Raw genomic sequence first — 25,215 nt, forward strand, 5'->3', positions numbered from 1 at the left:
TCCTCATCTAGCGCAGGTATACAGCGGAGAGCGAACGTGCTCGGGCCCGAACCCGACACCAATCACGTGGCTCATGGACTTTTGCAGCACTTCGAATCGATCGAGGATCTCTGGGAACCGCGGCTGCTGCCTTCCGCCCAAGGCGCCATCAATACCGAACCGCTGAACCATTCGTTGCAGTCCCTGTGACAGCACTGTCGGCGCCCAGCGTCTGCGCTGAACCTTCGCCAAGGCGGCACAGTCAATTTCGATACCAGTCGCCTGCGTGAGTCGTATGGGCTGCCACAGAATGTTTGCCGCTGCTACCGCATCCTGGATGGCGAGGTTAACGCCAAGTCCAGCCACTGGCGACATGGCGTGCGCCGCGTCACCGATAAAAAGCAGCCCGGGTACATGCCAGCGCCGGAGCCGGTCGATACGGCATTGCAACACGCTCACATCTCGCATCCCGCGTATCTCGTCAACTCGGTCAGCCATGAACGGCACCAACCGTGCCAAGTCCGCACGCAAGGCCTCGATCCCTTGACGCCGAAGCACTTCGAAACCACCGCGACTTGTCTCGTACGACATCTGCCAGTACTCGCCGCGATCGGTAGCTCCGAAGATCTTTCCCCGTCCTAGACGCACGCAAATTCCCTCTTCGGGATCCGTTTCCAGTCGGGGTATCCTGAAGAAGACAACATCGAGGGCACACCCAAGATCTTTCGGTGTAAACGCGATATCCTTGCGCAGTGCCGAATGACGGCCGTCCGCAGCCACTGTAAGTGCCGCCTCGATACGAAATTCTCCCGAACGGTCACGCACCCTGACTCCCGTGATACGACCGCGATCGCGTGTCACACCCAACGCCTGAGCTGACATGAGAAGCCGAAAGTTGTCGTATTGCTTCGCCTCTCGCGCCAGAAGCGACAGGAAGTCCCACTGTGGCACCAATGCGATGTAGGGGAAGCGAACAGCAAGCTTACCGAAATCGGCTATGTTGAAACGCTTCCCATCCTGCACCACACCGACAGTCGAGACCTTCTGGTGTGATAGTCGTTCAAATTCATCGTAAAGGCCAAGCTCCGCGATGATTTCCAAAGTAGATGGATGCACCGTATCGCCGCGAAAGTCCCGAATGAAGTCTGAATGTTGCTCCAGTACAACTACTTCTATGCCAGAACGGGCCAGCAGCAAGCCCAACAACATTCCGGCGGGCCCAGCTCCCACAATGCACACCGTTGTCCGAAAATCGGCCATCGTTTACCACCTCACCCATGCGACTTGTCAGGTCCTTGGTATCGATGGTGCGCGCCGGCCCGGACGCTCCACATCACGAATATGATCAGTGACGTTGCGCTTTTCGAGTCGGCAGACCGTCCGGCACAGTCCTCGAGCCCACGCGATTCAGTAGGGGCCCCGGCAAGTGTTCGAATCCGTGCTAGGTCAACCGTTGTGGGCTGATGCGACAATTGGTCGCGGCATTGTCCCGTAGCGCCAAACCATCATCGCGCGGCCAACGTGGCCGCATAGAGCGCGAGTTCATCACCCACATTGGCGAGAGGGGTGGCGCCAGCAGTTTCCATCGCAGCGTCAAATCTGTCGCGCACCTCCTCGATGGTGAGGTCCGCCGAGGTCACCCCGTGCGCCTCGCTGAGGAGAACCCGCGCGAAACGTCCACCGCCGGCGCTGAAGCTGATACCGGAACATGGCACATCTTCGGATACCAGGAAGGCCGCGACCGGGGCCACGGCTGCCGCCGGGAAGGTGTCACGGAGCCAACTACGCGCAGGCTCGGGCATGTTCTCTACCATCCGCGTGAACCCGACCGGGAGTAGCGCGTTCACCTTGATGCCGTACGCGGGTCCGGCGAGACCCAGATTGGTTGTCATCCCGATCATTCCGGCCTTGGCCGTCGGATAGGTGCACGCCTCCCCCTGGCCGAACATGCTGCTAGAGGAGATGTTGAGTATCCGCCCGTATCCCTGGCCCACCATGGCCTTCCACGCCGGACGCAATACATTGAACGGGCCGCGCAACTGAACACCGAGCACGGTATCGACGTCCTCGTCGGTGAGTTCGGCGAATGTCTTGATCGGGCCGACGATTCCGGCGTTGTTGATGACGACATCGACTCGTCCCCATGCGTCCAAGGCGGCGGCGACAATGGCCCGTCCGCCATCCCCGGTGGCGACGGTGTTCGTGTCGGCGACGGCCTCACCACCCAGTGCGTGAATTTCGGCGACCACCGAATCGGCCGGGGTATCGGAGCTCCCGGTGCCCAACAGTTCGTCGGGTGATCCGATGTCGTTGACGAGGACCTTGGCGCCGCGACTGGCGAGCAGTAGAGCGTATTCGCGCCCAAGCCCTCCACCCGCACCGGTGACGATCGCCACCCGGCCGTCGAATCGGATGTCATTCCTTGGCTGCTCAAACACGCACGCCTCCATCCACATTCAGCTCGACGTTGAGGTGAATACCCGCTTTCCAAGATACGTTATCCAAAATAACGCATCTCACGCAAGGATGTTGGCGAATCCGGCGGGGAGCTTGCCCGCAGGGGTTAGGACAGTGCCAACGCCTCAACGAGCGCCGGCAGCGCAGTGGCTGCGGTGGCCCGCCACACGAGATCCGCGCGATCCGAAAGATCGGTCTCCTGCGGGTTGATCTCGACAACGGTCGCTCCACGACTCAGCGCCAGCTGCGGCAGCCCCGCCGCCGGATACACAATGCCCGAGGTCCCGACGAGCAACATCAATTCGCAGTTCTGAGCATGCGCAACGGCGTGACCGAACTCGACCTCAGGAAGCATCTCGCCGAACCACACGATGCTCGGTCGAACTTTCCCACCGCAGCCGCAGTCGGGCGGTGCAACCCGTTCGGACTCGGGCACGGCGACACTCACGTCAAATCCTGTCCGGCAGGTGTCGCAATGCGATTTGAGCAGGCTGCCGTGAACATGGGTGACCTCGGCGCTACCTGCACGTTCATGGAGGTCATCCACGTTCTGGGTGACAATCTTGACGTCACGGCGAGATCCCCACTGCGCCAACGCGCGGTGACCTTCGTTGGGCTGCACCGCCATCAGCTGGATGCGCCGATTCTGATACCACGCCCACACCAGCCCAGGGTCTTCGTTCCAGGCTTCCGGTGTCGCCAATGTCATCGGGTCGTACTTCGACCACAGTCCGGTCTGCGCATCGCGAAAGGTGGGCAGCCCGCTTTCGGCGGACATGCCGGCGCCGGTGAGCACGGCGACGGTCCGCGCCTTCGCGGCGGCGGCGACCAGCTCCTCGGGTACCTCTACCTGTTTCATCAATCAAATTCTCGCCTACACCGACCGGCCACGTCGAAAATGGGCGTTTTCCAATTATCTGGCCGTGAAATCGTCATCCATGATCTTGATTGGGCGTATGGTGCGCTCATCCCGGTCGCACGGGGCCGCGCAACGGGCGTAAGCATTCGCCGCACAGTTCGATAACGCCACCTTGTGGGTGCGCACCTAGCTCTACGCAGGGGGTCAGATGACTCTCGGACAAATATTCGATCCTCGACAAAACGCGCTGAACGCGTGGCGACTCGCATTGGCCACGACCGTCATCTTGTGGCATTCGTGGCCACTCACCGGTCACCGTCTGCCGTTCCCCTCATATGAAGGGCTACTGGCACAGGTAGGTGTCGACGGCTTCTTCGCACTGTCAGGGTTCCTCATCACCGCAAGCTGGATGCGCCATCCCAGTCCGCGCGATTTCTTCATCGCCCGCGCTTTGCGCATCTTCCCCGGTTTATGGATATGCCTCGCGATCACGGCGTTCGTCATCGCCCCCATCAGCGTCGCGATCCAAGGCGGTTCGGCGGCGAGCTTGATGGGCTCCTCTGAACCGTACGAGTACTTCCTCAACAACGCCGTCCTCAACGTGTTCTACGCCGGTATCGACGGAACACCACGTGACATCCCGTGGCCGGGTATCTGGAACGGATCGATCTGGACGCTCATCTTCGAATTCGTCTGCTACATAGCGGTGGCGGCCTTGGGAGTGACAGGCGTACTGAAACGGAAATGGGTCATTCCCACCGCATTTATCTTATTCCTATGTGCCGCAGCGTATCTGTCGTACCCGGTCTTTGCGATGGAGACAATTCCGCAGATGGTGGCACGGTTCGCGCTGATGTTCGCGGCCGGAGCGCTGCTCTACCAGTATCGAGATGCCCTGCCCGCACGCTGGTCGCTTGTCGCGATATGCCTTGGGATTCTCGCACTCTCGGGACTGACCTCCAACTATCGAGTAATGGGCGCTCTGCCACTGGCCTACGTGGTCATCGTGTCCGGCGCCCTCATCCATGACAAGAGACTCAACCTGCGCAACGACTTGTCGTATGGCGTCTACATCTACGCATTCCCCATCCAGCAGCTGTTGGCCGTCGCAGGACTCGCCGTCCTGCCACCATTCATCTTCTTCCTGGTTGCCACTGCGCTGACCCTGCCGCTTGCAGCACTGAGCTGGTTCGTGGTGGAAAAACATGCGATGGCGCTCAAAGCTCGATTCCGGCGCGCGCCGGTGCCCTAGTAGAAGCGGAACCCTGGAACTATCGACCACCTGCGACGGCGATGTCTCGCGCACCTTCAAGAGTCGGCACGATCGCCCGATTCAGAAAACGTAGAACCAGCGGCGCAAAAGGCCGATACAGCGGAGCGAAGTCCGCGCCCATACGGTAGATGATTCGGCAGTTGTTCTCGTCAACCGCCTCGAAGTGGACACGCTCCACAAACGCAGTGAAAACCTTGGGGCGGAAGCCGACCGCCGTGAATGACCACAGGCGATCCTCTTCCCATCCGATGAATCGCTCCTTCAGCTTGCCCAGCCCCCATAGGAACGTCACCTCTCTAGTGGCGCCAACGCCGTACTCCGGATCTGAGGTCGGTTCGACCCTGGTGACGAACCAACCCAGCCACCTCACGCCACCGCGGTTGTCCTTAAAGACCTCATAGACGGTGCTGACGGGCGTGGGGCAGTCGATGACAGCGTCGACCCGATAGGGCGCCTCGTCGGCAAATGACATCGATTGAGGCTCAAGAGCTCCCATGCACAACCCTTCTGCTCTGCCCGCCCAAGGTGCAGTTCCCATTTTCTCGAACGGATCGTCATTTTGGGTACGAGTATTACCTAGTTTGTGCCCGCATGGGCATCGAACGCATTCACCCCTTCCCGATGGGCCGCGATTGTGGTCATCTTGCAGTGGCAGTAATACGCCGATCGAGCAAGGAGGCGCAGTGATCGAAACACTGACTGATATGCCGGACGGAGTGGTCGGATTCCGCGTATCTGGCAAGTTGGCCGGCGACGAGCTGCGCGATTTCGCGCCAACCATCGAACAATCGCTGAAATCCGATGAGCTGCGGATCGTGGAAGTCATCGCGAGTGACTACGAAGGCTTCGGCCCCGGCGGGCTCGCCGAAGACCTGGAGCTGGGCTTCGGGATGCTCTTTCAGCGTCATTCGTCCTTCAAGAAAATCGCCGTGGTGACCGACAAAGAATGGGTAGCGCATACCTTGCACGTGCTCGGGTGGATGGTTCCCGGTGAGATCGCGCTGTTCGGCCTCGATGAGCTGGACCGCGCGAAGGCGTGGGCCTCGAGTTGAGACCGGACGCACAAGTCGGGTAGTGCACTACTCGCGCTCATGGTCTCCGATGACGCATACCGTCGCATCACCAACGTTGGCCGCGCAACAGTCAATGGCCCTGCGCTGGAACGATATTCATCCGGCGACGAAAGGCGCGTGCATCATGGTCCTCATCCCGAACTTCGAAAGTCAGTCACACTTCTTCACTCCGGTGGCGCTTGCGGTCAACGAGTAACAACCGTCGTCGATCGTCGATCAACGCTTTGTCTTCCAGACAAATGGCGTCGCCATCGTCAACATGCCCGGACAGACCAGCGTGGATTGGTCACGAAACCAAGCGTTGATCTCCCCGAACATGAGCGACGCCTTCAAGGCGATCACGACGCGCCACAACATTCCTATTCCTGCCGGGGCCTTCCCGTGGTTCCAGGTGGACAGCGCCATCCCCTTCGCAACCCTGAGTTCGATCTTCGATCGGCATCAGGCGATCGACGCCGGATTCGCGGTTGACCGTTGGCGTTTCCGGACGCGGACCGGCATCGGACTGCAACCTGGGCAGACGCTCCAAAACCTGTTCGATGGCCTGTTGGTAGATCTGGCCGTCCGCGACAGCGATGCGGTGATCCACCGAATCAGCTACCACATCACGGTTCAGGGCCGAATCCGGTTCGTCACCGGCCTCACGTAGGCAACCTCCGCCGGCCGATGGCTTGGGCCTCGTGCCTTAGTCGGAAGCAAGCGCCAGTGCGGCTTCATCGAGTCGACCGGAGTACGACAATTCCCGGAACTGTGCCGAGATACTCCCCCAGCGGCGTATCGACGACTTGGTTGTTCGCCCGCAATGACGAGGCGTTGCGCAGCACCGGCCCGGCCGGCGTACGTAGGAAGATTCCGACGTGCGTGACGTCGAGTCCGCCCGCCGTGGCGTAGGCACCGAGGTAATCGCCGTCATGAAGATTCGCGATGACGCCATCGGAAACACGGGCACTCGGTATGTAGAAGACCGTGCGTGGCCGTGTCGGCAGCCCCGGCAGGTAGTTTCCGCCGGAATCCTTGAGATTGAGTATCTTTGCGACCTGTTCCGCGGGTGCCCCCAGGCTGGCCGTCACATCGGCGGCATTGGCGGGCGCGTCTGCGGCCCAATCGGTGAAGAAATGGCGGCGCTGCGTGAAACTGATTTCACCCCCGCGGTACCGGATCTGTGTCAGCTGGGCGATGAAGTCGGCGCGATTACCGGACCGCTTCAACGCTTCGACATAGTCGGCGTAGGTAAAGCAGTCCACGCGCGTGAGCTCGACGACCAACTGCTCGGGAACCGAGGCGGATCCAATCAAGGTGTTGGCACCGTAGGGCACATGAAGAAAGAGCGCCGATACTGCGGCACTCAGCTGCGCCGGGTTCTCGGCTCCGATACGGTTTCGCTCGGCCAGTAGCTCTTGGAGTCGGCGTTCATTCGCCGGGCTGATCTGCACGGTGTCAGCCGCGGCCACAGGCGGGGCGCACAACGCACAGATCAGTGCGAGCAACGCGAACAGACGGTAACCACGTCGTTCTGAAGTTCGTCGCATTGTCGGGGTCATCACCTGACGCCCTTCCTCTCCACGTCCCGGATAGCTCAGCTAACACATCACAGTGCAGAGCGGAACCAGGCTGGTCATCGACCCCGCCTGACGCCCACTCTGCCGCACTTTACGCAATGCGTGTGCACTTTTGGGCTCCTGTGAGGCGAATCGACACCGACTGAGGGTTGATTTCATTGGTGCAACGTCTAATTCACATCAAGGCAACTAATTCGTGTGAGGTTTCCGTCAACAACGCTAAAGGTAGCGGACATGCGCGGGAAGGATTTGCGTGGAAGACGTTCGGGTAGCCGAGACGACGGCTCTTAGCACGGGGTTCGCATGGCAGCTACTGGGTGCGTGCCGAAACGCCAACCATGACCTGTTCTACTCCGATGACGACGAACGCCCCCTTGAACGACGACTCCGGGAACAGCACGCCAGAGAGGTGTGTCGACGCTGCCCCGTGACAACGCTCTGCCTTACCTACGCTCTGGAGATCGAAGAGCCTCACGGGATGTGGGGTGGCATGTCGGAAGCCGAACGTCAAAAGATCCGGCGACGTATCGCCGCGCGGAAGTCTGCGATCGGCTGACCGACGCGCAACCTGCGCTCGGTGTTCTGCGCCGTCAGCCACTCCTCAACTCAGGTAGTCAACTACGCACGCCTGAGGTCGTCGTGGGGCCGAAATTTAAAGGGCCCATTGGGAATTGTGTCCAGCACAATTTCCGCCGACGTCATCAAATCATGGAGGAACAATGACAACTAGCGAGAAGGCATTCACTGACACCGTGGCCGAGCCGTTGGACGCTGCGGGAGAAGACAACAGCCAAGAGGCCGACGTTCAGGCAATCGTGAAGCGGTTTGTCGTTACATCCCACGGTGGGTATCGAACCCGCCTGGCCATTCCGGGCGTGAGTCCGTTCAGTGTGGTCATGGTGTCCACTTCGGAAGTAACCGCCCAGGATGTGCCCTTCCAGGGCAACGCCGTCTGCCAAGTCCACAATGTGGTGCCTGACAATGGCGGAGTCCGCGTCCGCGGATTCATCGACTTCGGAGTCGACATCAGGGTGCAACTTGCCGTCTTTGTCGCTTAGACGATATCGAGGCCACACGCTCGGCCCGCCGCACTGGGAATCCGTGCGGCGGTCCGGCGGGCGAATATTCTTGCACCACAAATATTTCGGTGCATAGTACTTAGCGTGGTCCGGGCGGTTGTGCCGATTCGGGCACGGCACGCGCAGCGATGCGTACTATCTCGTCGGCGATCAGCTGCGGTTCGGTGAACACTACGAGGTGTCCGGATTTTCTGGCCAGCACGTGCCGGGCACGAAGATGCGCCGCCGTAAGCCGATGCGCCTTAAGAAATTCCATACGCAGGGATCGGTCCCACGGTGTGGTCTTGGTTCCCGAAATCACAGTCACGGGCACAGCACCCAGGTCGTGGCCTCGGCGACGCAGACTCTGCAGTCCCTCGATGAAGAACCTCTCCTCGGCGTCAGCCGCCCCCTCGGCGTCAACGGTCAGATCTTCCGCAACCAGATCGTGCACCACGTCGGCCGGCATCCCCGGCGCGGCACGGCGTACCGCCAGCGTCACCAGGTGCAAACGGCGCAGCAGGCCGACGAACCAGCGACCCGCCGCTGCGATCCGGCGCAGTTGTTTAAGCGGGGATCCGCAGCAGACATTCACGTGTTCATCGGAGTGATCTACCAGCACCAGGCCCGCGACGTGTGACCGATCCTGCAACGCGGCAGACAGTGCGATCGTCCCGCCGTAGCTGTGGCCCACCAGGATGTACGGGCCGCGGCCGAGCGCCGTCAACAATTCGCCGAGATCGCTGGTCAGGCGCTCCAGGGTGCGCGGCGCGGCATCAGGGTCACTACGGCCCAGATTCGCGCGGTCATAGACCACGGTCGAGAAATGCTGTGCAACAAGGGGCGCCACCAGACCCCACTCCGACCGAGAAGCCCCCAAACCCGATTCGAACACCACCGTCGGCTGGCCTGCACCGCCGCGCATGTAGTGCAGTGCCCGCCCATCGGCGAGCCCTGCCATGGCGCGTTGACCAAGGGTGTGTGCCATCTGCAGTCCTCCATTCCAAACGCGTGCGGCCGATCCCAACCCCAATGATACCCCCACGGGGTATATGGTTCATCCGAGCCCGAGATCGGGCCACAAGCCCCTGATGTTTCGGGCCCTCGGCGAATCGCGATCAGCCACTTCCGTCTTCGTGTGGCTTCAACTTCAGGACCGCCACCATGACTCCCGGCCTACGTATAAACTCTTATCCACGCCACAGCAGAGGCATCCACGGCACTAGACCTGGATATCGGACGGCGCAGTCGCTGCACCACCGAGGCAGGCGCCCACATCGCGCGGGCGTCGAGTTTCTTCCGGTTGTCCAGCCGTAAGGTCACCTCTGCGGCTAAACCCCAAGAACCACAATAGGAGACACGCACGTTGCATCTACGGCAGGCCGCACCAGCCATGTTGACCAACCCGAAATCTGCACCACTGCTTCGCAAAACCCTTGCGATAGTCACCGCCTGCATGACCATCACGGGCTGCGTCTCGCTAACAGAGAGCGACAACCGGGCCGATACACAGCCGGCGCGGCCGACCGCGAATACGGTGCTGCCGCAGCCGCCAAATCAACTCCTTGGAGATCTCTTCGTTGCGGTGCAGAGCGCACGGCTTTACCCAGATCAAAAGACTTTTGTCGATTCAACTTTGAATACCGACCCGGCCTCAATCGTCCAGCTATACCGGCAACAAAGAGCAGAACCGGGCTTTTCCCTCAAGGCGTTCACCGAACAGCACTTCACACCACCTACCGCTGAGCACATCACACCACCGCCGAACCAGACGCTGCGCGAACACATCGACTGGCTGTGGCCCAGGCTCACACGAGCGAGCGTCACGGTGCCGCCGAACAGTTCGTTGATCGCGCTACCCAAACCGTATGTAGTGCCAGGCGGACGGTTCCAGGAGGGCTATTACTGGGACACGTACTCCACCATGCTCGGCCTGCAGGTGTCCGGACGCGAGGACCTCGTCGATGACATGCTCGACAATTTCGCACACCTCATCAACACGATAGGTCATGTGCCAAACGGCAATCGCACGTATTACGCGAGCCGGTCCCAACCGCCCTTCTTCGCGAACATGGTGGACCTCGCCGCGCAGGCGGAAGGCGATGGCGTTTATCGAAAGTACCTGCCAGCGCTGCGCAAGGAGCACGAGTACTGGATGCAGGGCGAGCGCGAAACTCCGCCAGGAACCGCGGCGCGCCATGTAGTTACCATGCCCGACGGCTCTGTCCTCAACCGCTACTGGGACGCCAGTGACACCAGACGTGATGAGTCATATCTCGAAGACACCAAGACCGCCGAGGAAGCACCCGGCCGTCCCGCAAACGAAGTGTGGCGCGACCTACGGGCCGGCGCCGAGAGCGGCTGGGACTACAGCTCACGCTGGCTCGGCGACGGCAAGACGCTCGCGAGCATCCGAACTACCGCGATCGTGCCAATCGACCTGAACAGCTTGATGTTCCAACTTGAGACGACAATCGCCAAAGGCTGCACCATCACGGGCGATACCTCGTGCACTGCCAACTTCTCGACTCGCGCCCAGCAGCGCGCCGGTGCAGTCAACCGCTACCTTTGGAATGAACACGGTTACTACGGCGACTACGACTGGCAGCTGCGTCAGCCGCGTGATGCGATCACCGCGGCCGCCCTGTATCCATTGTTCACCGGAGTTGCGTCACCCGAGCGCGCCAAGATGACAGCCATCGCAACACGCAACACGCTGCTGCAACCCGGCGGTCTGGTAACAACCACCACGACCACCGGCCAACAGTGGGACGCACCCAACGGTTGGGCGCCGCTGCAGTGGATCGCGGTCGATGGCTTGCGCCGCTATGGAGAGCCCACACTTGCCAAAGAAATCGGCGTCCGCTTCCTCGACACTGTGAAGCAGGTCTATTCAACAGAGGACAAGCTGGTCGAGAAGTACGTGGTCGAGGGAGACAACGCGCGGGTTGGGGGTGGCGGCGAGTACCCGCTGCAAGACGGCTTCGGCTGGACCAATGGCGTCACACTGAAACTGCTTGACCTCTACGGCATGTAAGGCGGGTAGTTCGCACCGCTACTTCCTGTGCCACGCCCGTCAAGACGGCCTCTGCGATCTGCCATACCTGGCCGCCAAACAAGTCGAAGATGCCATCACCGACCACAACACCATTTTTGCCGAGATCCATGACACGGTCCCCGCCTGCACAGCGGTCACACGACGCCAGACCAGCTACAACCGCGTTACCAGTCCCTACAAAAAACACAAGAGCCCCGGCGTTGCCGAGGCTCTTAGCGGTGGTTCTCCCAGAGCGGACCGACTCGCCCTGACCGTGACGGTCAGGGGTTCGCGTAAGCCCGTTATGGTGGAGCTAAGGGGACTCGAACCCCTGACCCCCACACTGCCAGTGTGGTGCGCTACCAGCTGCGCCATAGCCCCATGTTTAGTTGTGTGCTCGGACGAAGTTACACCACGGCGACGGGCTCTCAAAATCTCAGCGCTCAGGACCGCCGACATCCTCTGCTACTTCCTGCATACTCCTAACCTGCGGTGACGCAAGTCTCCCCAGCGTCTCCGGTGCGAACACCCACGCCACGGCCGCGATCAGCGGCATCGCACCGCCCGCCACGAACGCCCATCCGTACGACGTGTGCTCGGCGATGACCCCCGCGACGACGGGTCCGATCACCAGCCCGACATCGGAGGTCATCTGGAAGGTGGCCAGCGCCGTTCCTGCCCGGCCCCGGCTGCCCACCACATCGGCCACGGCGGCCTGCTGCGGCGACGCATACAAACCGGCGCCGATCCCACCGATGAGCGACAGCACGATGAGCGCCGGCAGCGACGATGTGAAGCCCATCGCCACCACGGTCGAACCGCAGACCACCAGCCCGGCGACCACCAGCGGCTTGCGCCCGATGTCATCGGACCACGACCCCGCCAGGAAAGCCGTGGACACGTCTCCCGCCGCGAATGCGGCGAACACCAGTCCGGCGGCGCCCGGGCGCTGATGCAGCGCCTCGATCACAAACAGCGGCAGCAAGGCCCCACGGATTCCGAAGATGGCCCATCCCGCACTGAAATTCGACATCAGCGCGGCCAGGAAGGTTCGGTGATGCAGCGCGGATTTCAGTGTCACCGGAGTGCCGTGATGCTCGTCGGCGACCTCCAGCAGCGTGGAGCGCCGCAGCCCGAAGTGGACCAGCACGGCGACGGCCACCAGCGCCGCCGCGTAGATGATGAACGGTGCCGAAAGACTCAGGCCCACAACGGCACTACCCAGGACCGGCCCGGCCACCATCCCGAGCAGGAAGCTCGACCCGTACAGCCCCTGCGCACGTCCGCGAATCTCTTCGGGCGCGATGCGCACCAGCAGCGCGGCCGCCGACACGGTGAACATGGTGGAGCCGACACCACCGAGTGACCGGAATATCAGCAGCTGCCAGTAGTCATGCACGAAGGCGCAGCACCCGGTGGATACCGCGACGATCAGCAGTCCGGACATGTAGACCCAGCGCTCCCCCAGCCGCTGCACCAGCGCGCCTGCGGCCGGCGCGAACACCAGGCGGAATGCGGCAAACGAGCTCACCACCGCGGTCGCCGCCGTGACGCTCACCCCGAAGCTGCGAGCGTACTGCGGCAGTGCGGGCGCCACCACGCCAAACCCCAGCGCGATCACCAGGCACGCGACAACCAGGACCCAGATCTCCCAGGGCAGGCGCGGTTTGGTGTCCGCCTCGTTACCGGGACAGTCGCTTACCCGATCACCGATGAGACCACCTCGCGGGCAGCGTCCTGCACCTGCCGCAAGTGCTCTGCACCCAGGAAAGATTCTGCATAGATCTTGTATACATCCTCAGTGCCCGACGGCCGTGCCGCAAACCAGGCGTTTTCGGTGACAACCTTGAGTCCGCCGATCGGCGCCCCATTGCCGGGCGCGTTCGTCAACTTGGCGACGATGGGTTCACCGGCCAGTTCGGTGGCGCTGACCTGCTCAGGCGAAAGCTTGCCCAACACAGCCTTCTGCTCGCGGCTCGCGGGCGCATCGACGCGCGCATATGTTGGCGCGCCGTACTTCTCGGTCAGCTGCCCGTAGCGCTGCGAGGGCGTGGTCCCGGTGACTGCAAGGATCTCCGAGGCCAGCAGGGCGGCGATGATGCCGTCCTTGTCGGTCGTCCACACCGATCCGTTACGACGCAGGAAGGATGCTCCGGCGCTCTCCTCGCCACCGAAACCGATTGTCCCGCCGATCAATCCGTCCACAAACCACTTGAATCCGACAGGAACCTCAAGCAGCGTTCGGTTCAGCCCGGCCACCACCCGGTCGATGATCGACGAACTCACCAGCGTCTTACCCACGGCGGTCTCGGCGGCCCAGCCGTCCCGGTGGCTGAACAGGTAGTCGATGGCCACCGCCAGATAGTGGTTGGGGTTCATCAGTCCCGCATCGGGAGTCACGATGCCGTGTCGATCCGAATCGGCGTCGTTTCCCGTCGCAATCTGGTACTTGTCCCGCGACGCCACCAACGAGGCCATCGCATCGGGCGAGGAGCAGTCCATCCGGATCTTGCCGTCGTGATCCAGGGTCATGAACCGCCAGGTGGCGTCCACGAGCGGGTTCACCACGGTCAGGTCCAGCGACCAGCGCTCGGCGATCGCGGCCCAGTAATCGACGCTGGCCCCGCCCAGCGGGTCGGCGCCGATCCGGATGCCTGCACCCTTGATGACGTCGAGATCGACGACGTTGATGAGGTCGTCCACATATGTCTGCTGAAAGTCATACCGCTGCACGGATTTCAGCGCCTCTGCCAGCGGTACTCGCTTCACCGAGCGCCAGCCCGAACGCAGAATCTCGTTGGCGCGCGCGGCGATCGCCCCAGTGGCATCGGTATCGGCAGGGCCACCGTGCGGCGGGTTGTACTTGAACCCGCCGTCGCGGGGCGGGTTATGCGAAGGGGTAACGACGATCCCGTCGGCCAAACCCGTGGTCTTGCCCTGGTTGTGCCGCAGGATGGCATGGCTCACTGCCGGAGTCGGGGTGTACCGGTCACGCGAATCCACAGCCACTACAACACCATTGGCGGCCAAAACCTCCAATGCGCTGGTCCACGCGGGTTCGGAGAGCGCGTGGGTGTCTCGACCGATGAACAGTGGGCCGGTGGTGCCCTGCGAGGCCCGGTACTCGACGATCGCCTCGGTGGTAGCGACGATGTGCGCCTCGTTGAAGGCGCCGTCGAGACTCGACCCTCGGTGCCCGGAGGTCCCGAAGACGACCTGCTGCGCCACGTCTCCCGGGTCGGGGTCTATCGCGTAATACGCGGTCACCACATGGGCGATGTCGATGAGGTCTTCCGGCTGGGCCGGCTGTCCGGCGCGCGCGTTGCTCACCCGCCTGATTCTGCCCGGATCAAGTGAACCGTGTCTTACCGAACGGTCGCTATTGGAGTGGCTGAATGCCGACGGCGGTGCCGTAGGCACACACCTCGACGCCCGTGTTCGCGTACTCGGTGGTCTCGAATCGGAACGCGACCACCGCATTCGCGCCGCGCGACTCGGCTTCTGCCGCCAATCGGGACAGTGCCTCGCGACGACTCTCGTGCAGCAACTGAGTGATGCCCTTGAGCTCACCGCCCGCAATGGACTTGAACGAAGCGGCAAGGTTGGAGCCGATGTGCCGCGATCGCACGGTCAAACCGAAGACCTCGCCGAACACCGCGGCGATCTTGTACCCGGGGATGTCGTTGCTCGTCACAATGATCATGGGCCCAAGGTACCGCCGCCACTTAATCAGACGATCGAGGTGGCGTCCTGCCACAGCGGGCGCCGATCTCCGTCGGGATCGGCCTCTAGCCTGGACGGATTATCGATGATCAACACCTGGCGCTCCGGCACCGTGTGGGCGGGCCAGCCGTCGCCGGGGCTCCCGGTGCGCGCGAATGACAGCCAACGCGTCTGCATCTCGTCGCTGACGGCCCGCGCGGCGGCGCGGTCCCTGCGTCCCGCCAGGATGGGCCCGGCGACGGTCCGGTAGGTACCGAAGACCGCGAGGAGTTCGATCGCGTGGGTGGGTCCCAGCCCATAGCGGCGTAAGGCGCGCGTCGCGTAGTCATACCGGTAGAAGTAGGTCGGCGCGTACTGACCGTGCGCCTCCGCCACGCGCCATGCCGCCGTGCCGAATGCCAGGTCGCCGGCCAGCTGTAGAAGCGCCTTCTCCGATGGATACCCGTCGTAACTACCGACAATGCGCTGGACAAACTCCGGCCCGTCCTTGGACAACGCGTGCTCCAGCGCATCCGGTGTGATCGGAAGGATCTTGAGGATCTTGGTAAACAGGGTGGCCTCTTCGGCGTTGTACCCAATGATGAGTGGAACACGATGTGCCTCACCGCGTTCCATGGCCTCAACGGGATCGAGAGGCAGTACGTCGCCGTCGATGCTTGGCCCGATCCGCAGCGACAGACCTGGTACATGTTTGGCGGATCCGATCAGCCGAAACAGGGCCTTCACAAGATTCTTCGACTTCGCGGAGAGAACTGTTTCGGCCGCGTTCGAGTCGGTCGCGCCCAGGTACTTCGCGAACTGGCGCGCGTTCACCACAGCATCCTCGGCGCTGACCACCAGCCCGCTGGCGGTGCTCTGGCAGATCACCCGGTGGAACAGTCCTGCGGCTGAGGGCACCGCAAGCAGCGTGTTCACGGCGTGCGACCCGGCGCTCTCCCCGAAGATCGTCACGTTGTGGGGATCGCCCCCGAAGGCACCGATGTTGTCGCGCACCCACTGCAACGCCAGCACCAAGTCGCGCAGGTACAGGTTGCTGTCGATGGTGTGCGTCTCGTCCGACAGCGATGAAAGGTCCACGCAGCCGAGCCCACCCAGGCGGTAGTTGACCGACACATACACACATCCACGGCGCGCAAGACTCGCGCCGTCATACAGCGGGGTCGCCGAGCTGCCCAGGAAATAGCCCCCGCCGTGGATGAAGAACATCACCGGCAATGGCCCACTGACGGGCCCCTCGGGGGCCACCACGTTGAGAGTCAGGCAGTCCTCGCTGAGCTTCTGCGGCTTGCCGGGCAGGATGATCGCGAAGCGATGCTGCTGAATGGAGGCTGCACCCCAGGTGCGGCACTTACGCACTCCCGTCCACGGCTGGGCCGGCCGTGGCGCCCGCAGGCGCAGCGGACCCACCGGCGGCTCGGCGTAGGGAATCCCACGGAAGCGATGCACGCCGCCTCGGGTGAATCCTTCGATGGTGCCGTTGACGGTGTTGATGCGGATGGGCTTCTTTGCCATCGGCACATCCTAGGTAACCAACCGGTTGGGCCACAATGGTCAAATCAGAGGGTGAGGCTGAAGCCTTCCCACGCCGCGCGACGTGTCGCCTCCGGGTCCGGCTCCACGCGCGTGGCGTGGTCGAACACCATTACCGCGCGATCCGGCGGCTCGTAGACCGGCCAACCATCACCGGGAATTCCACTGCGCGCGAAAGCAAGCCAGCGCCGTTGCACATCATTGCTGACTCGCACCGCATCACGCTGGCCAAGAGCTCCCGCCATCACGGTGCCCATCGCGCCGCGGTAACTATCGAATACCGCAAGCAATTCGGTGGCATGCGTGGCGCCCATTCCGGCCATCCGCAGCGCCCCGGGCGCGTAGTCGTACCGGTAGAAATACACCGGCGCGTATCGGTGATGCGCCTCCGCCATTTGCCAGGCGGCCGTCGAGAAATTCATATCGCCGGCGAGTTTGACGCGCGCGGATCGCCCCGGATATCCCGGATACGCCGCCACGATGCGGTCACGATGGACAGGCCCGCCCCGCATCAGCATCCCCTCCAGCGCCTCCTCGGACAGCGGCATCATCTTGAGCACCCGCGTGAACAGCTTGGCCTCGTCGGCGTTGTGCCCGACGATCAACGGAACACGATGTGCCTCACCGTGTTCCATGGCCTCGACGGGGTGACGCGGCAGATAGTGACCATCGATGCACGGGCCGATCGCGAACGACCCGCCGGGCATGTTCGTCACGATGTCGGTAATCAATGCGTCGAGGGCGGCCCCCAGTTCGGCGGGCGTCGCCCCCAGCACCGCCTGCGCGGCCGCTTCCGGTGCGGCACCGAGGATATGGGCGAATTTCTGGGCATAGAGCGCGGCCGAGTCGGCGGGCACCGCCATACCGCTAGCAGTGCTCTGGCAGATCGCGCGGTGAAACAGGCCACCGGCGGCGGGGGTGGCCATCAGCGTCTCCACGCAGTGCGCTCCGGCACTCTCCCCGAAAATCGTCACATTCGCCGGGTCACCGCCGAAGGTCGCGATGTTGTCATGCACCCACTGCAGGGCCAGCACGACATCGCGCAGAAACAGATTGCCGTCGATGGTGTGTTCGCGGTTGGACAGCGACGACAGATCGAGGGCACCCAGTGCCCCCACCCGGTAGTTCACCGAGACGTACACGCACCCGCGCCGAGCCAGGGAGCCACCGTCATACAGCGGGGTGGCCGAGCTACCCAGGAGGTAACCGCCGCCGTAGATGAAGAACATCACCGGTAGCGGTTCGTTGGACGGGCGATCGGGGGTGACGACGTTGACCGTCAGGCAGTCCTCGCTGGCCCGTTGCACGCGCCCGGGCCCCAGCACCCGGTAGCGGCGCCGCTGCGGTGCCGCTGCGCCGAATTCGGTGCAGTCACGCACCCCGTCCCACGGCAGAGCCGGCTGCGGCGCCCGCAGGCGCAGCAATCCGATCGGCGGGCGAGCGTAGGGAATGGACCGGAAGCGCCGCACGCCTCCCCGCACGAAGCCTTCGACGATTCCATTGGGAGTGCTCACGCGGACAGTGGGCGTCTTCGACCCTGATGCCATGGCAGTCAAGATAGCTGTCCGCGACGTCAAGCGCCGTACTGGTTGCCGGAAAACTGGGCAAATCCAGGTAATTCGAGCGCAGCAACGCCCTCCGCTACAGATAACTGATCACGGTCTCCAAAAATCAGGGGCCGCCGCCCTGGCTGATTTCGGCCTGGTCACGGGAACATACCTATCGATGCACCAATAGCCACATTGGCCCCACAGGCCACTATCGTCACGGGAGTCAATTGCTGACGTCGAGATGGCGTCCTGCCCCGGGAAGGTCTGACATGTCGAGGCGTCGCCGAATCTCCGTGGTTTTGATGACCTCGGCCGTTATCGGCTCAAGCGTCGCCATCGATGTTGCGCCCATGGCGTATGCCGACCCATGCACCGGCCCTGCCGCGGGTCTGCAGCCGCCCACTCCGGTTCCCGACGAAGGCATACCCGGACAGGCTCCCCCGATCGGCCGCCGACCCGCTGGCGCCAATGACAAAGCCCCACTGCCGGAGCTGGGCAAGCTGCCGCTGGCCATCCTCAAGCAGGTCCTGCCTCAACAGAGCGCCAAGAAGAAGCCGGGTTGGGCTCAGGAGCTGGCACGGCCGGCCCTGCCCAACCCCCCGGAGCCCGGCTCACCGAACAATCTGCAGGATCAACAGGCCGCAGCCGTCGCTCCCGCTCCCGCGGCTCCTGCCGTCGGTCCGGCCGCCGAGGCCGCCGTCTCCCCGAGCACTTCGGTCGTTGGCTGGGTGACCGGAGTGGACACCGGCGCCAACACCCTTCAGAAGTTCAGCATCTCCGGTACTGACCTCGGAATCATGTGGGACAACGGCGATTCCGCCGGCCGCCAGGTGCTGATGGCCTTTGGCGATACCTACGGATACTGCGGAATGAGAAGCCAGCAGTGGCGGTACAACACCCTGCTGCGCACCCAGGACAAGTCGCTTTCACGCGGCCTTGCCGTGGCGGACGGGTCGACCTCCAACCCGTACGCCGGATCTCCACAGTCACGCCCGGGCTACTCCAAGCAGATCATCCCGCCCATCAAGTGGGCCGCTCAGGAGCGGGGCATCATTCCCACGGCCGCCATCTCCGTCGGACGTACGCAGTACATGAACTACATGTCCATCAAGAGCTGGGACAGCGCCGGGGAATGGACCACCAACTACTCGGCGACCGCGGTGTCCAACGACAACGGTCAGAACTGGAAGACCTTTCCGCAGAGCATCCGTCCGGCCTCCCCCGACGCCATCAGCCAGGTTCCCTTCACGCCGGGAAATGAGAACTTTCAGCAGGCCGCATACGTCAAGGGCAACGACGGCTACATCTACATCTTCGGAACCCCCTCCGGGCGAAGCGGATCCGGCTTCGTCTCACGCGCGTTGCCCGGCAACCTGCCCGATGCCGCCAAGCATGAGTTCTGGAACACCGACCGGGGCTCCTGGGTGCCGGGCGACCCCAACGCGGCGACCCCGATCATCTCGGGCCCGGTGGGTGAGATGTCAGCGCAATACAACACCTACCTCAAGAAGTACCTGGTGATGTACGGCGATAAGCAGGGAGACGTGCTGCTCTCGACTTCCCCGGCACCGCAGGGCCCGTGGAGTCCACCGCAGGTCATCGTCACCGAGTCACAGATGCCGGGTGGCCCCTACGCGCCATACCTGCATCCGTGGACAACCGGCAAGGAGCTGTACTTCAACTTGTCGCTGTGGTCGGCCTACAACGTGATGTTGATGCGCACAACACTGCCGTAATCCGCTGACGTCAGCCTGCTAGATCCGCTCGATGATGGTCGCATTGGCCAAACCGCCCGCCTCACACATGGTTTGCAGGCCGTAGCGTCCGCCGGTCTGCTCCAACACCGATATCAGCGTCGTCATCAACCGCCCGCCGCTGGCCCCCAGCGGATGCCCGAGGGCGGTGGCGCCGCCGTTGATGTTGACCTTGGACAGATCTGCGCCGGTCTCCGCCTGCCAGGCCAGAACCACCGAGGCAAAGGCCTCGTTGACCTCGAAGGCGTCGATATCCGCCACCGATAGACCTGCGCGGTCAAGGACTTTCGCGGTCGCGGGGATGACTCCCGTAAGCATGTACAACGGATCATCACCCACCACCGCCACCGAATGCACGCGGGCCCGCGGAGTCAGCCCGAGGCGCTTGGCGGTCTCGCTGGAGGTGATGAGCACAGCCGATGCGCCATCGTTGATCGGCGAGGAGTTACCCGCCGTCACCTTCCATTCAATCTGCGGGAAGCGTTGCTCCCACAACTCATTACGGAAGGCGGGTTTGAGCCCCGCCAAGACGTCCACAGTGGTCGATGGCCTCACCGATTCGTCGCTGAGTACCTCAACCAACTCGCCATCGACGGTGGGGGCCTTGATCGGCACCACATCGCGCGCGAATCTCCCCTCGGCCCAGGCCTGTGCGGCGCGACGGTGACTCTCGGCCGCGAAGGCATCCAGATCCTGGCGCGACAGGTTCCACTTCTTGGCGATCAGTTCCGCGCTAATGCCCTGCGGGACGAGCCCTTCCGGATAGCGACCGGCAACCGCCGAGCCGAAAAAGTCCTTGCCCAGGCTCTGGCTGCCCATGGGCACTCGACTCATCGACTCGATACCCGAGGCGATCACGACGTCGTAGGCACCAGCGATAACCCCTTGCGCAGCAAAGTGAATGGCCTGTTGACTGCTGCCACATTGCCGATCCACGGTGACCGCCGGGGTGGTCTCGGGCAACCCCGCGGCCAGCGCCGCCCACCTCGCGGTGTTGGAACTCTGCTCCCCTACCTGCCCGACCGCACCACTGATGACGTCGTCTACGAGAGCCGGGTCTATCCCGGTACGTTCAACGAGTGCGCGAATGGCGTGTGCGTGTAGATCGACCGGGTGCACGCCCGAGAGTGATCCCCCGGGCTTTCCCTTTCCGACGGGTGTACGCACCGCGTCGACGATCACTGCGTCTCTCATTGCCCTGCCTCCTGAATTCGCCGTTGAACTCCTCTTCTGCCGGTATACGCGCAGTCAGTTGGAATTCACAACTAACTGTGACCAAGTGCATAACGTGCTAAGTTGGATTTCACGACTATGAGAAACTGCTCGATCGCGAATGCCCTCGATGTGATCGGGGAACGCTGGACCCTGCTGGCCCTGCGCGAGATCATGCTGGGCAGTCGACGGTTCGACGAGATCGTTCGCAACACCGGCGCCAGCCGCGACATTCTGGCCGCCAGGCTGCGCAAGCTCGTGGACGCGGGCGTGCTGGAGAAGCGCCAGTACGAACAGCGCCCTCCCCGCTATGAATACCTGCTGACTGAATCGGGGCGCGCGCTGCGGCCAGTGCTGTTCGCCTTGATGGACTGGGGCGACAGGTTCGTCACGCAGGGCCCCCCGCCCAGCGTCTGGGAACACCAATGCGGGTCGGTGCTGCATATCCATCCGGCCTGCGAAAGTTGCGGAGAGACAGTGACCTTCGACGACATCACGGCGCGGAGAATCGGCGAGGTCCGATGAGCTCAAAGCCTTTGACGTATCAGCCCGCGGGGGCCACATGCCTGGCCGAAAGTGGCTGGCCAGCCACCCCGTCCGCCCTACGACGATTCGAGCAGACCGTCCCCGTCGGACACGGAAACCACGCATGGCAAGAGGCTTCGCAAGCGGTACTGAACTGGGGTGTCAAGCGCCGCAGCGGGTTCCGGGTGAATCCGGAGGGCGCTGCGCATGAGGGCACCGAGTTCCAGATCAGCCTCGGATGGGGTCCATTCAGCGTTCACGAGCCGGTACGCGTTGTCGCCGTGACCAACACCAACAACCGGTGCGGTTTTGCGTACGGCACATTGCCGGGCCATCCCGTGTCGGGCGAGGAAGCATTCATCGTGCACCGGAACGGCGACGGGACGGTGTTTCTCACGCTGCGCTCGTTGACGCAGCCCGCACCATCCGGATTCTGGCGGCTGGTGTTTCCGGCGCTTCTGTTGGCGCAACGGGTCTTCCGCCGCCGATACTTACGGTCGCTGTCCTCCTAGGCGTCCGACGACGCAAGGTCCACCAACGCACGTGCCGGTCCTGTCGGCGCAGCACCCGGTCGCCACACCGCCCGAAACTGGCGTGTGAAGTCGGTACCGTCGGCGAGCGTCACCTCGACCAGCGTCCCCGCCAACAGTTCGGGTGCCGCGATGAGGCGGCTGATCACCGCGGGTGCCAATCCCGTTGCCGCGGCCGCTTTGATCGCGGCTGCTGAACCCAACTCCGCCGCCGGTGCCGCCGGCTGACACACCTGGCTCAGCACCTCCCAGACTGTGTCGCGGGTTCCCGAACCCGGCTCACGCATGAGCAGCGGGGTGGTGGCGAGTTCACGGAGCGTCACCGGCTTGCGGCGCCGCGCCCACTTGTGTCCCTGCCCCACCACGATGACCAGCTCGTCGGCGCCCAGCACCTCCCCGGCCAGGCCGGCAGGTGCGTGCGGTCCCTCGATGAATCCCAGGGTCGCGCTTCCGGCCCGCACCAGCTCGCACACCTGTTGCGTATTGCCAACTTCGAGGGACACCGGGACATCCGCATGTCGTGCGCGAAGTGCCGTGAGCCACAGCGGTATCCGGTAATCGGCGATGGTGCGCGAGGCGGCGACCACCAGGCGGGGCGTGTGACCGGAATGCAGAGCCGCCACGCCCGCAACGAACTCGCGCGCTGCTGCCAAGACCGGGGCGGCATGGCCGACCACCGCAAGTCCGGCGTCGGTCAGCCGCGACCCGGTGGGACCTCGCTCCAGCAGCACCAGCCGCAGACGGCGTTCCAGTGCCCGCATTCGCATGCTGGCCGCGGGCTGGGAGATGCCGTGCATGCGTGCTGCCGCCCCGAGGCTGCCCGTCTCGGCAACGGACACCAGCAGGTCCAGCACGTCGAGGTCGGGCGTGCCCGGAGGGAGAGGCATAAGTACAGTTTATGAGGTTCCGCCAAAATGCCTGGTAATTGCCCCTGATTACGATGAGAAGGCTATGGACGACACCGATATCCGCCACCTGCGGCGCTGCGTCGAACTGGCCGCCGAGGCCCTCGACGCGGGCGACGAACCGTTTGGGTCACTACTCACCGGACCCGATGGCGCCGTGCTGACCGAAGATCGCAACCGCGTCGGTGGAGGCGATTCGACGCGCCATCCCGAGTTCGAACTCGCACGGTGGTCCGCCGAACACCTTTCAGCAGGCGAGCGCGCGGCATCCACCGTCTACACCTCTGGTGAGCATTGCCCGATGTGTTCGGCGGCCCATGCCTGGGTCGGTCTAGGACGGATCGTGTACGCCAGCTCCTCGGCCCAGCTGACGCAGTGGCTCACCGCGCTTGGTGCGCCCCCAAGTCCGGTCGCGGCGCTGTCGATCAATGCGGTGGCCCCCGATATCGAGACCGACGGTCCGGCGCCGGATCTCGCGGAAGAGGTACACGCCTTGCATGTCCGTTTCCGCAACGGCTGATCAGCTCACTTGACGCACGCGACGCCGTCAGCACCCATCTGGCTCAAGTCGGTCGGCGCTGGCGCCTGAACACCGGTTCCCGTTGCGGCCACTGCGGTCATCACGTCGCTGGAATTGGCCTCCGCCGACGAATCGGCCTTCTTACCGGCACTGTGGTGCGCAATGTAGTCGTCCGCAGGAAACTGCGAGCCCACCGTCAACTGGACCGTTCCGGGTGCGACCGCACCGGATTCCGTCATCGGCAGGTGCAGTTGATCGGCGAGCGCTTGCGCGCCCTCCTGGGCATCTGAGCCGTACATGATCGAGCTCTCGGTCGACATGGACTCTGCCGTCGTCGCCCGACCACGCGTGAATCCCCGCGCGGTAAAGGCATCTTCGATCGCTGCACCCAGCCCGTCCCGGTCCGTCGCATTGACAACGTTGAGCACTATGGGCGCCGACAGAGAAACCGCCGTCGGCGGCGCGGCCGCAGCGGGCGGCGCGGGAGGGATATCGGCGGAGAAGCGGTCGTGCACGATCTGCCGGATCGTGGGCAGATCGACGATGTTGACGTCCGAACCGTTGGCATCGTGGCCGAAGTCAGAGATGGGCAGCGTGTAAAAAGCCATCGGCCTCTTGGTCAGTTGCGAGGCGCGCGCGGCGAAGTCGACGAGGTTGAGCCCGGAGTCGATCGCGACGTTCTCGTGTGCGACATTCAGGATGTTGCGTATCGCAGCGGGATTGGACATCACCCCGCCCTTACGAACCGCGGTCAACAATGACACGAGGAAGGCCTGCTGGCGCCTGGTGCGGTCCATATCCGTAAACGAGCCGTCGTTTTCGTCCCGTCGTTGCCTGACAAAGGCCATCGCCTGGGATGCGTCGATCTGCTGAACGCCCTCGTGGAAGTTGGCCCCGGAGAACTCGTCGATCGTGTCGTGGTTCAGGCACACGGTGATGGGCTGCACCGCCTTGGCGATCTGGAAGAACGCGGCAAGGGTCACCTCCACGAAATGATCGATCGGCACACCCAGAAAGTTGCTCACCGTGTCGATCTGGGCCTTGCGTCCCGCCTCGCGGGCGGCCTGCTCACGCGCGGTCAGATCGTTGGCGCCCGCCACATCGGAGCCGCCGCTGGCCTGCCGGTCCAGCGCCTGCTGGTAGGCGAATCCGTACGCCTGCTTGACCTTGCCCTTACACACCGACCCGGGGCAGCCCGCCAAATCCACGTAGTCGTCACGCGGGATCGACACCGCCGTCATGGGGCCACCATCGCCCGGGATGTGAACCACAATCAGCACATTGGCGTTGTATCCACCGGACGTCTCGTCACCGGCGTGCAGCGCGTCGTACATCTCCTGCGGCAGCGGCTGGCCATTTTGGTCGAGCCGACTATCCAGGCCCATGAGCAGGATGTTCTGATCCTGCCCGGCAGGTGTCAGCACTCCGGGCAACACGTGCGAGGTGATGATCTGCCCGACTGTCGTGTTGTATCCCGCCCAGCCAAAACCCGTGATGGCCATGACAAACGCGGCAGCGATACCGGCGACCAGCCGGCCCTTCTGCAGCACCCAGCGCTGCGCCTGCCCAGCGTGTAGATCGCCCATAACAGTTGACCATTGTTCTGGACAGTCCGGCCAAAACGGGGCAAGCGCGCACCGACCTCTCCGGCGAGTCCTCCCTCAACGTTCC

General features: G+C 63.3%; 23 protein-coding genes, 1 tRNA gene and 1 pseudogene. 10 read left to right on the forward strand and 15 right to left on the reverse strand.

The window, feature by feature from the left end; all coding sequences use genetic code 11:
* Positions 1-3: 3 nt before the first annotated feature.
* From BB28_RS17180 to BB28_RS17190, 3 genes are all read right to left on the reverse strand, one after another.
* Positions 4-1,239 (reverse strand): FAD-dependent oxidoreductase, encoded by a 1,236-nt coding sequence (locus BB28_RS17180; protein ID WP_046254372.1) that lies wholly within the window; start codon positions 1,237-1,239, stop codon positions 4-6.
* A 245-nt stretch (positions 1,240-1,484) separates the two neighbouring features.
* The gene (locus BB28_RS17185; protein WP_225422053.1) at positions 1,485-2,375 is read right to left on the reverse strand and encodes an SDR family NAD(P)-dependent oxidoreductase; all 891 of its coding nucleotides are present in this window, start codon (positions 2,373-2,375) and stop codon (positions 1,485-1,487) included.
* Between the two features lie 167 nt (positions 2,376-2,542).
* Positions 2,543-3,295 carry an SIR2 family NAD-dependent protein deacylase gene (locus tag BB28_RS17190; protein ID WP_046254374.1) on the reverse strand — a complete coding sequence of 251 codons (753 nt, stop codon included), beginning with the start codon at positions 3,293-3,295 and terminating at the stop codon, positions 2,543-2,545.
* A 208-nt stretch (positions 3,296-3,503) separates the two neighbouring features.
* Here BB28_RS17190 and BB28_RS17195 point away from each other — a divergent pair, with 208 nt between their 5' ends.
* Positions 3,504-4,547, forward strand: a complete 1,044-nt coding sequence (locus BB28_RS17195) for an acyltransferase family protein (protein ID WP_046254375.1) — start codon at positions 3,504-3,506, stop codon at positions 4,545-4,547.
* Between the two features lie 19 nt (positions 4,548-4,566).
* On the opposite strand, the gene BB28_RS25120 is transcribed toward BB28_RS17195, so the two are convergent.
* Positions 4,567-5,040 (reverse strand): SRPBCC family protein, encoded by a 474-nt coding sequence (locus tag BB28_RS25120; protein ID WP_052740272.1) that lies wholly within the window; start codon positions 5,038-5,040, stop codon positions 4,567-4,569.
* Positions 5,041-5,251: 211 nt separating this feature from the next.
* Here BB28_RS25120 and BB28_RS17205 point away from each other — a divergent pair, with 211 nt between their 5' ends.
* Together BB28_RS17205 and BB28_RS17210 are read left to right on the forward strand one after the other, a co-directional pair.
* Entirely contained in the window at positions 5,252-5,620 is a 369-nt protein-coding gene (locus BB28_RS17205; RefSeq protein WP_030097035.1) for a SpoIIAA family protein, read from the forward strand.
* A 145-nt stretch (positions 5,621-5,765) separates the two neighbouring features.
* A pseudogene (locus BB28_RS17210) lies at positions 5,766-6,290 on the forward strand (hypothetical protein).
* 64 nt (positions 6,291-6,354) lie between these two features.
* Here BB28_RS17210 and BB28_RS17215 read toward each other — a convergent pair.
* Positions 6,355-7,182, reverse strand: a complete 828-nt coding sequence (locus tag BB28_RS17215; RefSeq protein ID WP_046254376.1) for an N-acetylmuramoyl-L-alanine amidase-like domain-containing protein — start codon at positions 7,180-7,182, stop codon at positions 6,355-6,357.
* A gap of 271 nt (positions 7,183-7,453) precedes the next feature.
* Here BB28_RS17215 and BB28_RS24680 point away from each other — a divergent pair, with 271 nt between their 5' ends.
* Both BB28_RS24680 and BB28_RS17225 read left to right on the forward strand, forming a co-directional pair.
* Complete coding sequence (locus BB28_RS24680) at positions 7,454-7,756, forward strand: WhiB family transcriptional regulator (protein ID WP_046254377.1); 303 nt, start codon at positions 7,454-7,456, stop codon at positions 7,754-7,756.
* A gap of 163 nt (positions 7,757-7,919) precedes the next feature.
* Positions 7,920-8,258, forward strand: coding sequence for a hypothetical protein (locus BB28_RS17225; protein ID WP_046254378.1), 339 nt, complete (start codon positions 7,920-7,922; stop codon positions 8,256-8,258).
* 100 nt (positions 8,259-8,358) lie between these two features.
* Here the strand turns inward: BB28_RS17225 and BB28_RS17230 are convergent, their stop codons facing one another.
* Entirely contained in the window at positions 8,359-9,246 is an 888-nt protein-coding gene (locus BB28_RS17230; RefSeq protein WP_046254379.1) for an alpha/beta fold hydrolase, read from the reverse strand.
* 405 nt (positions 9,247-9,651) lie between these two features.
* Here BB28_RS17230 and treA point away from each other — a divergent pair, with 405 nt between their 5' ends.
* Positions 9,652-11,295: an alpha,alpha-trehalase TreA gene (treA, locus tag BB28_RS17235; protein WP_046254380.1), complete on the forward strand. Its 1,644-nt coding sequence runs from the start codon at positions 9,652-9,654 to the stop codon at positions 11,293-11,295.
* Positions 11,296-11,600: 305 nt separating this feature from the next.
* On the opposite strand, the gene BB28_RS17240 is transcribed toward treA, so the two are convergent.
* The 6 genes from BB28_RS17240 to BB28_RS17265 form a co-directional block, all read right to left on the reverse strand.
* Positions 11,601-11,676 (reverse strand) — tRNA-Ala (locus BB28_RS17240).
* Between the two features lie 55 nt (positions 11,677-11,731).
* The gene (locus tag BB28_RS17245; protein WP_046254381.1) at positions 11,732-13,009 is read right to left on the reverse strand and encodes an MFS transporter; all 1,278 of its coding nucleotides are present in this window, start codon (positions 13,007-13,009) and stop codon (positions 11,732-11,734) included.
* Positions 12,994-14,625, reverse strand: a complete 1,632-nt coding sequence (gene pgm / locus BB28_RS17250) for a phosphoglucomutase (alpha-D-glucose-1,6-bisphosphate-dependent) (protein ID WP_046254382.1) — start codon at positions 14,623-14,625, stop codon at positions 12,994-12,996. Before pgm ends, BB28_RS17245 begins: the two co-directional genes overlap by 16 nt.
* A gap of 49 nt (positions 14,626-14,674) precedes the next feature.
* On the reverse strand, positions 14,675-14,998 hold the full coding sequence (locus tag BB28_RS17255) for a YbjQ family protein (RefSeq protein ID WP_030097012.1): 324 nt from the start codon (positions 14,996-14,998) through the stop codon (positions 14,675-14,677).
* Between the two features lie 26 nt (positions 14,999-15,024).
* Positions 15,025-16,530 (reverse strand): carboxylesterase/lipase family protein, encoded by a 1,506-nt coding sequence (locus BB28_RS17260; RefSeq protein WP_046255937.1) that lies wholly within the window; start codon positions 16,528-16,530, stop codon positions 15,025-15,027.
* Positions 16,531-16,574: 44 nt separating this feature from the next.
* Positions 16,575-18,095, reverse strand: coding sequence for a carboxylesterase/lipase family protein (locus tag BB28_RS17265; RefSeq protein ID WP_046254383.1), 1,521 nt, complete (start codon positions 18,093-18,095; stop codon positions 16,575-16,577).
* A 272-nt stretch (positions 18,096-18,367) separates the two neighbouring features.
* Here BB28_RS17265 and BB28_RS17270 point away from each other — a divergent pair, with 272 nt between their 5' ends.
* Positions 18,368-19,834, forward strand: coding sequence for a DUF4185 domain-containing protein (locus BB28_RS17270; protein ID WP_046254384.1), 1,467 nt, complete (start codon positions 18,368-18,370; stop codon positions 19,832-19,834).
* Positions 19,835-19,852: 18 nt separating this feature from the next.
* Here BB28_RS17270 and BB28_RS17275 read toward each other — a convergent pair whose 3' ends face one another.
* On the reverse strand, positions 19,853-21,046 hold the full coding sequence (locus BB28_RS17275; RefSeq protein WP_046254385.1) for a thiolase family protein: 1,194 nt from the start codon (positions 21,044-21,046) through the stop codon (positions 19,853-19,855).
* Positions 21,047-21,163: 117 nt separating this feature from the next.
* On the opposite strand from BB28_RS17275, the gene BB28_RS17280 reads away from it, so the two are divergent.
* Positions 21,164-21,589, forward strand: coding sequence for a winged helix-turn-helix transcriptional regulator (locus tag BB28_RS17280; protein WP_046254386.1), 426 nt, complete (start codon positions 21,164-21,166; stop codon positions 21,587-21,589).
* Complete coding sequence (locus tag BB28_RS17285) at positions 21,586-22,101, forward strand: DUF1990 family protein (RefSeq protein ID WP_046254387.1); 516 nt, start codon at positions 21,586-21,588, stop codon at positions 22,099-22,101. Before BB28_RS17280 ends, BB28_RS17285 begins: the two co-directional genes overlap by 4 nt.
* On the opposite strand, the gene BB28_RS17290 is transcribed toward BB28_RS17285, so the two are convergent.
* Positions 22,098-23,006, reverse strand: a complete 909-nt coding sequence (locus BB28_RS17290) for a LysR family transcriptional regulator (RefSeq protein WP_046254388.1) — start codon at positions 23,004-23,006, stop codon at positions 22,098-22,100. The genes BB28_RS17285 and BB28_RS17290 overlap by 4 nt on opposite strands.
* Before the next feature lie 64 nt (positions 23,007-23,070).
* Between BB28_RS17290 and BB28_RS17295 the strand changes: the two genes are divergently transcribed.
* On the forward strand, positions 23,071-23,544 hold the full coding sequence (locus tag BB28_RS17295) for a nucleoside deaminase (RefSeq protein ID WP_046254389.1): 474 nt from the start codon (positions 23,071-23,073) through the stop codon (positions 23,542-23,544).
* A gap of 5 nt (positions 23,545-23,549) precedes the next feature.
* Here BB28_RS17295 and BB28_RS17300 read toward each other — a convergent pair whose 3' ends face one another.
* Positions 23,550-25,130 (reverse strand): LCP family protein, encoded by a 1,581-nt coding sequence (locus tag BB28_RS17300; protein WP_046254390.1) that lies wholly within the window; start codon positions 25,128-25,130, stop codon positions 23,550-23,552.
* Positions 25,131-25,215 lie beyond the last annotated feature (85 nt).

It is taken from the genome of Mycobacteroides chelonae CCUG 47445, assembly GCF_001632805.1.
Classification (GTDB): Bacteria; Actinomycetota; Actinomycetes; order Mycobacteriales; family Mycobacteriaceae; genus Mycobacterium; species Mycobacterium chelonae.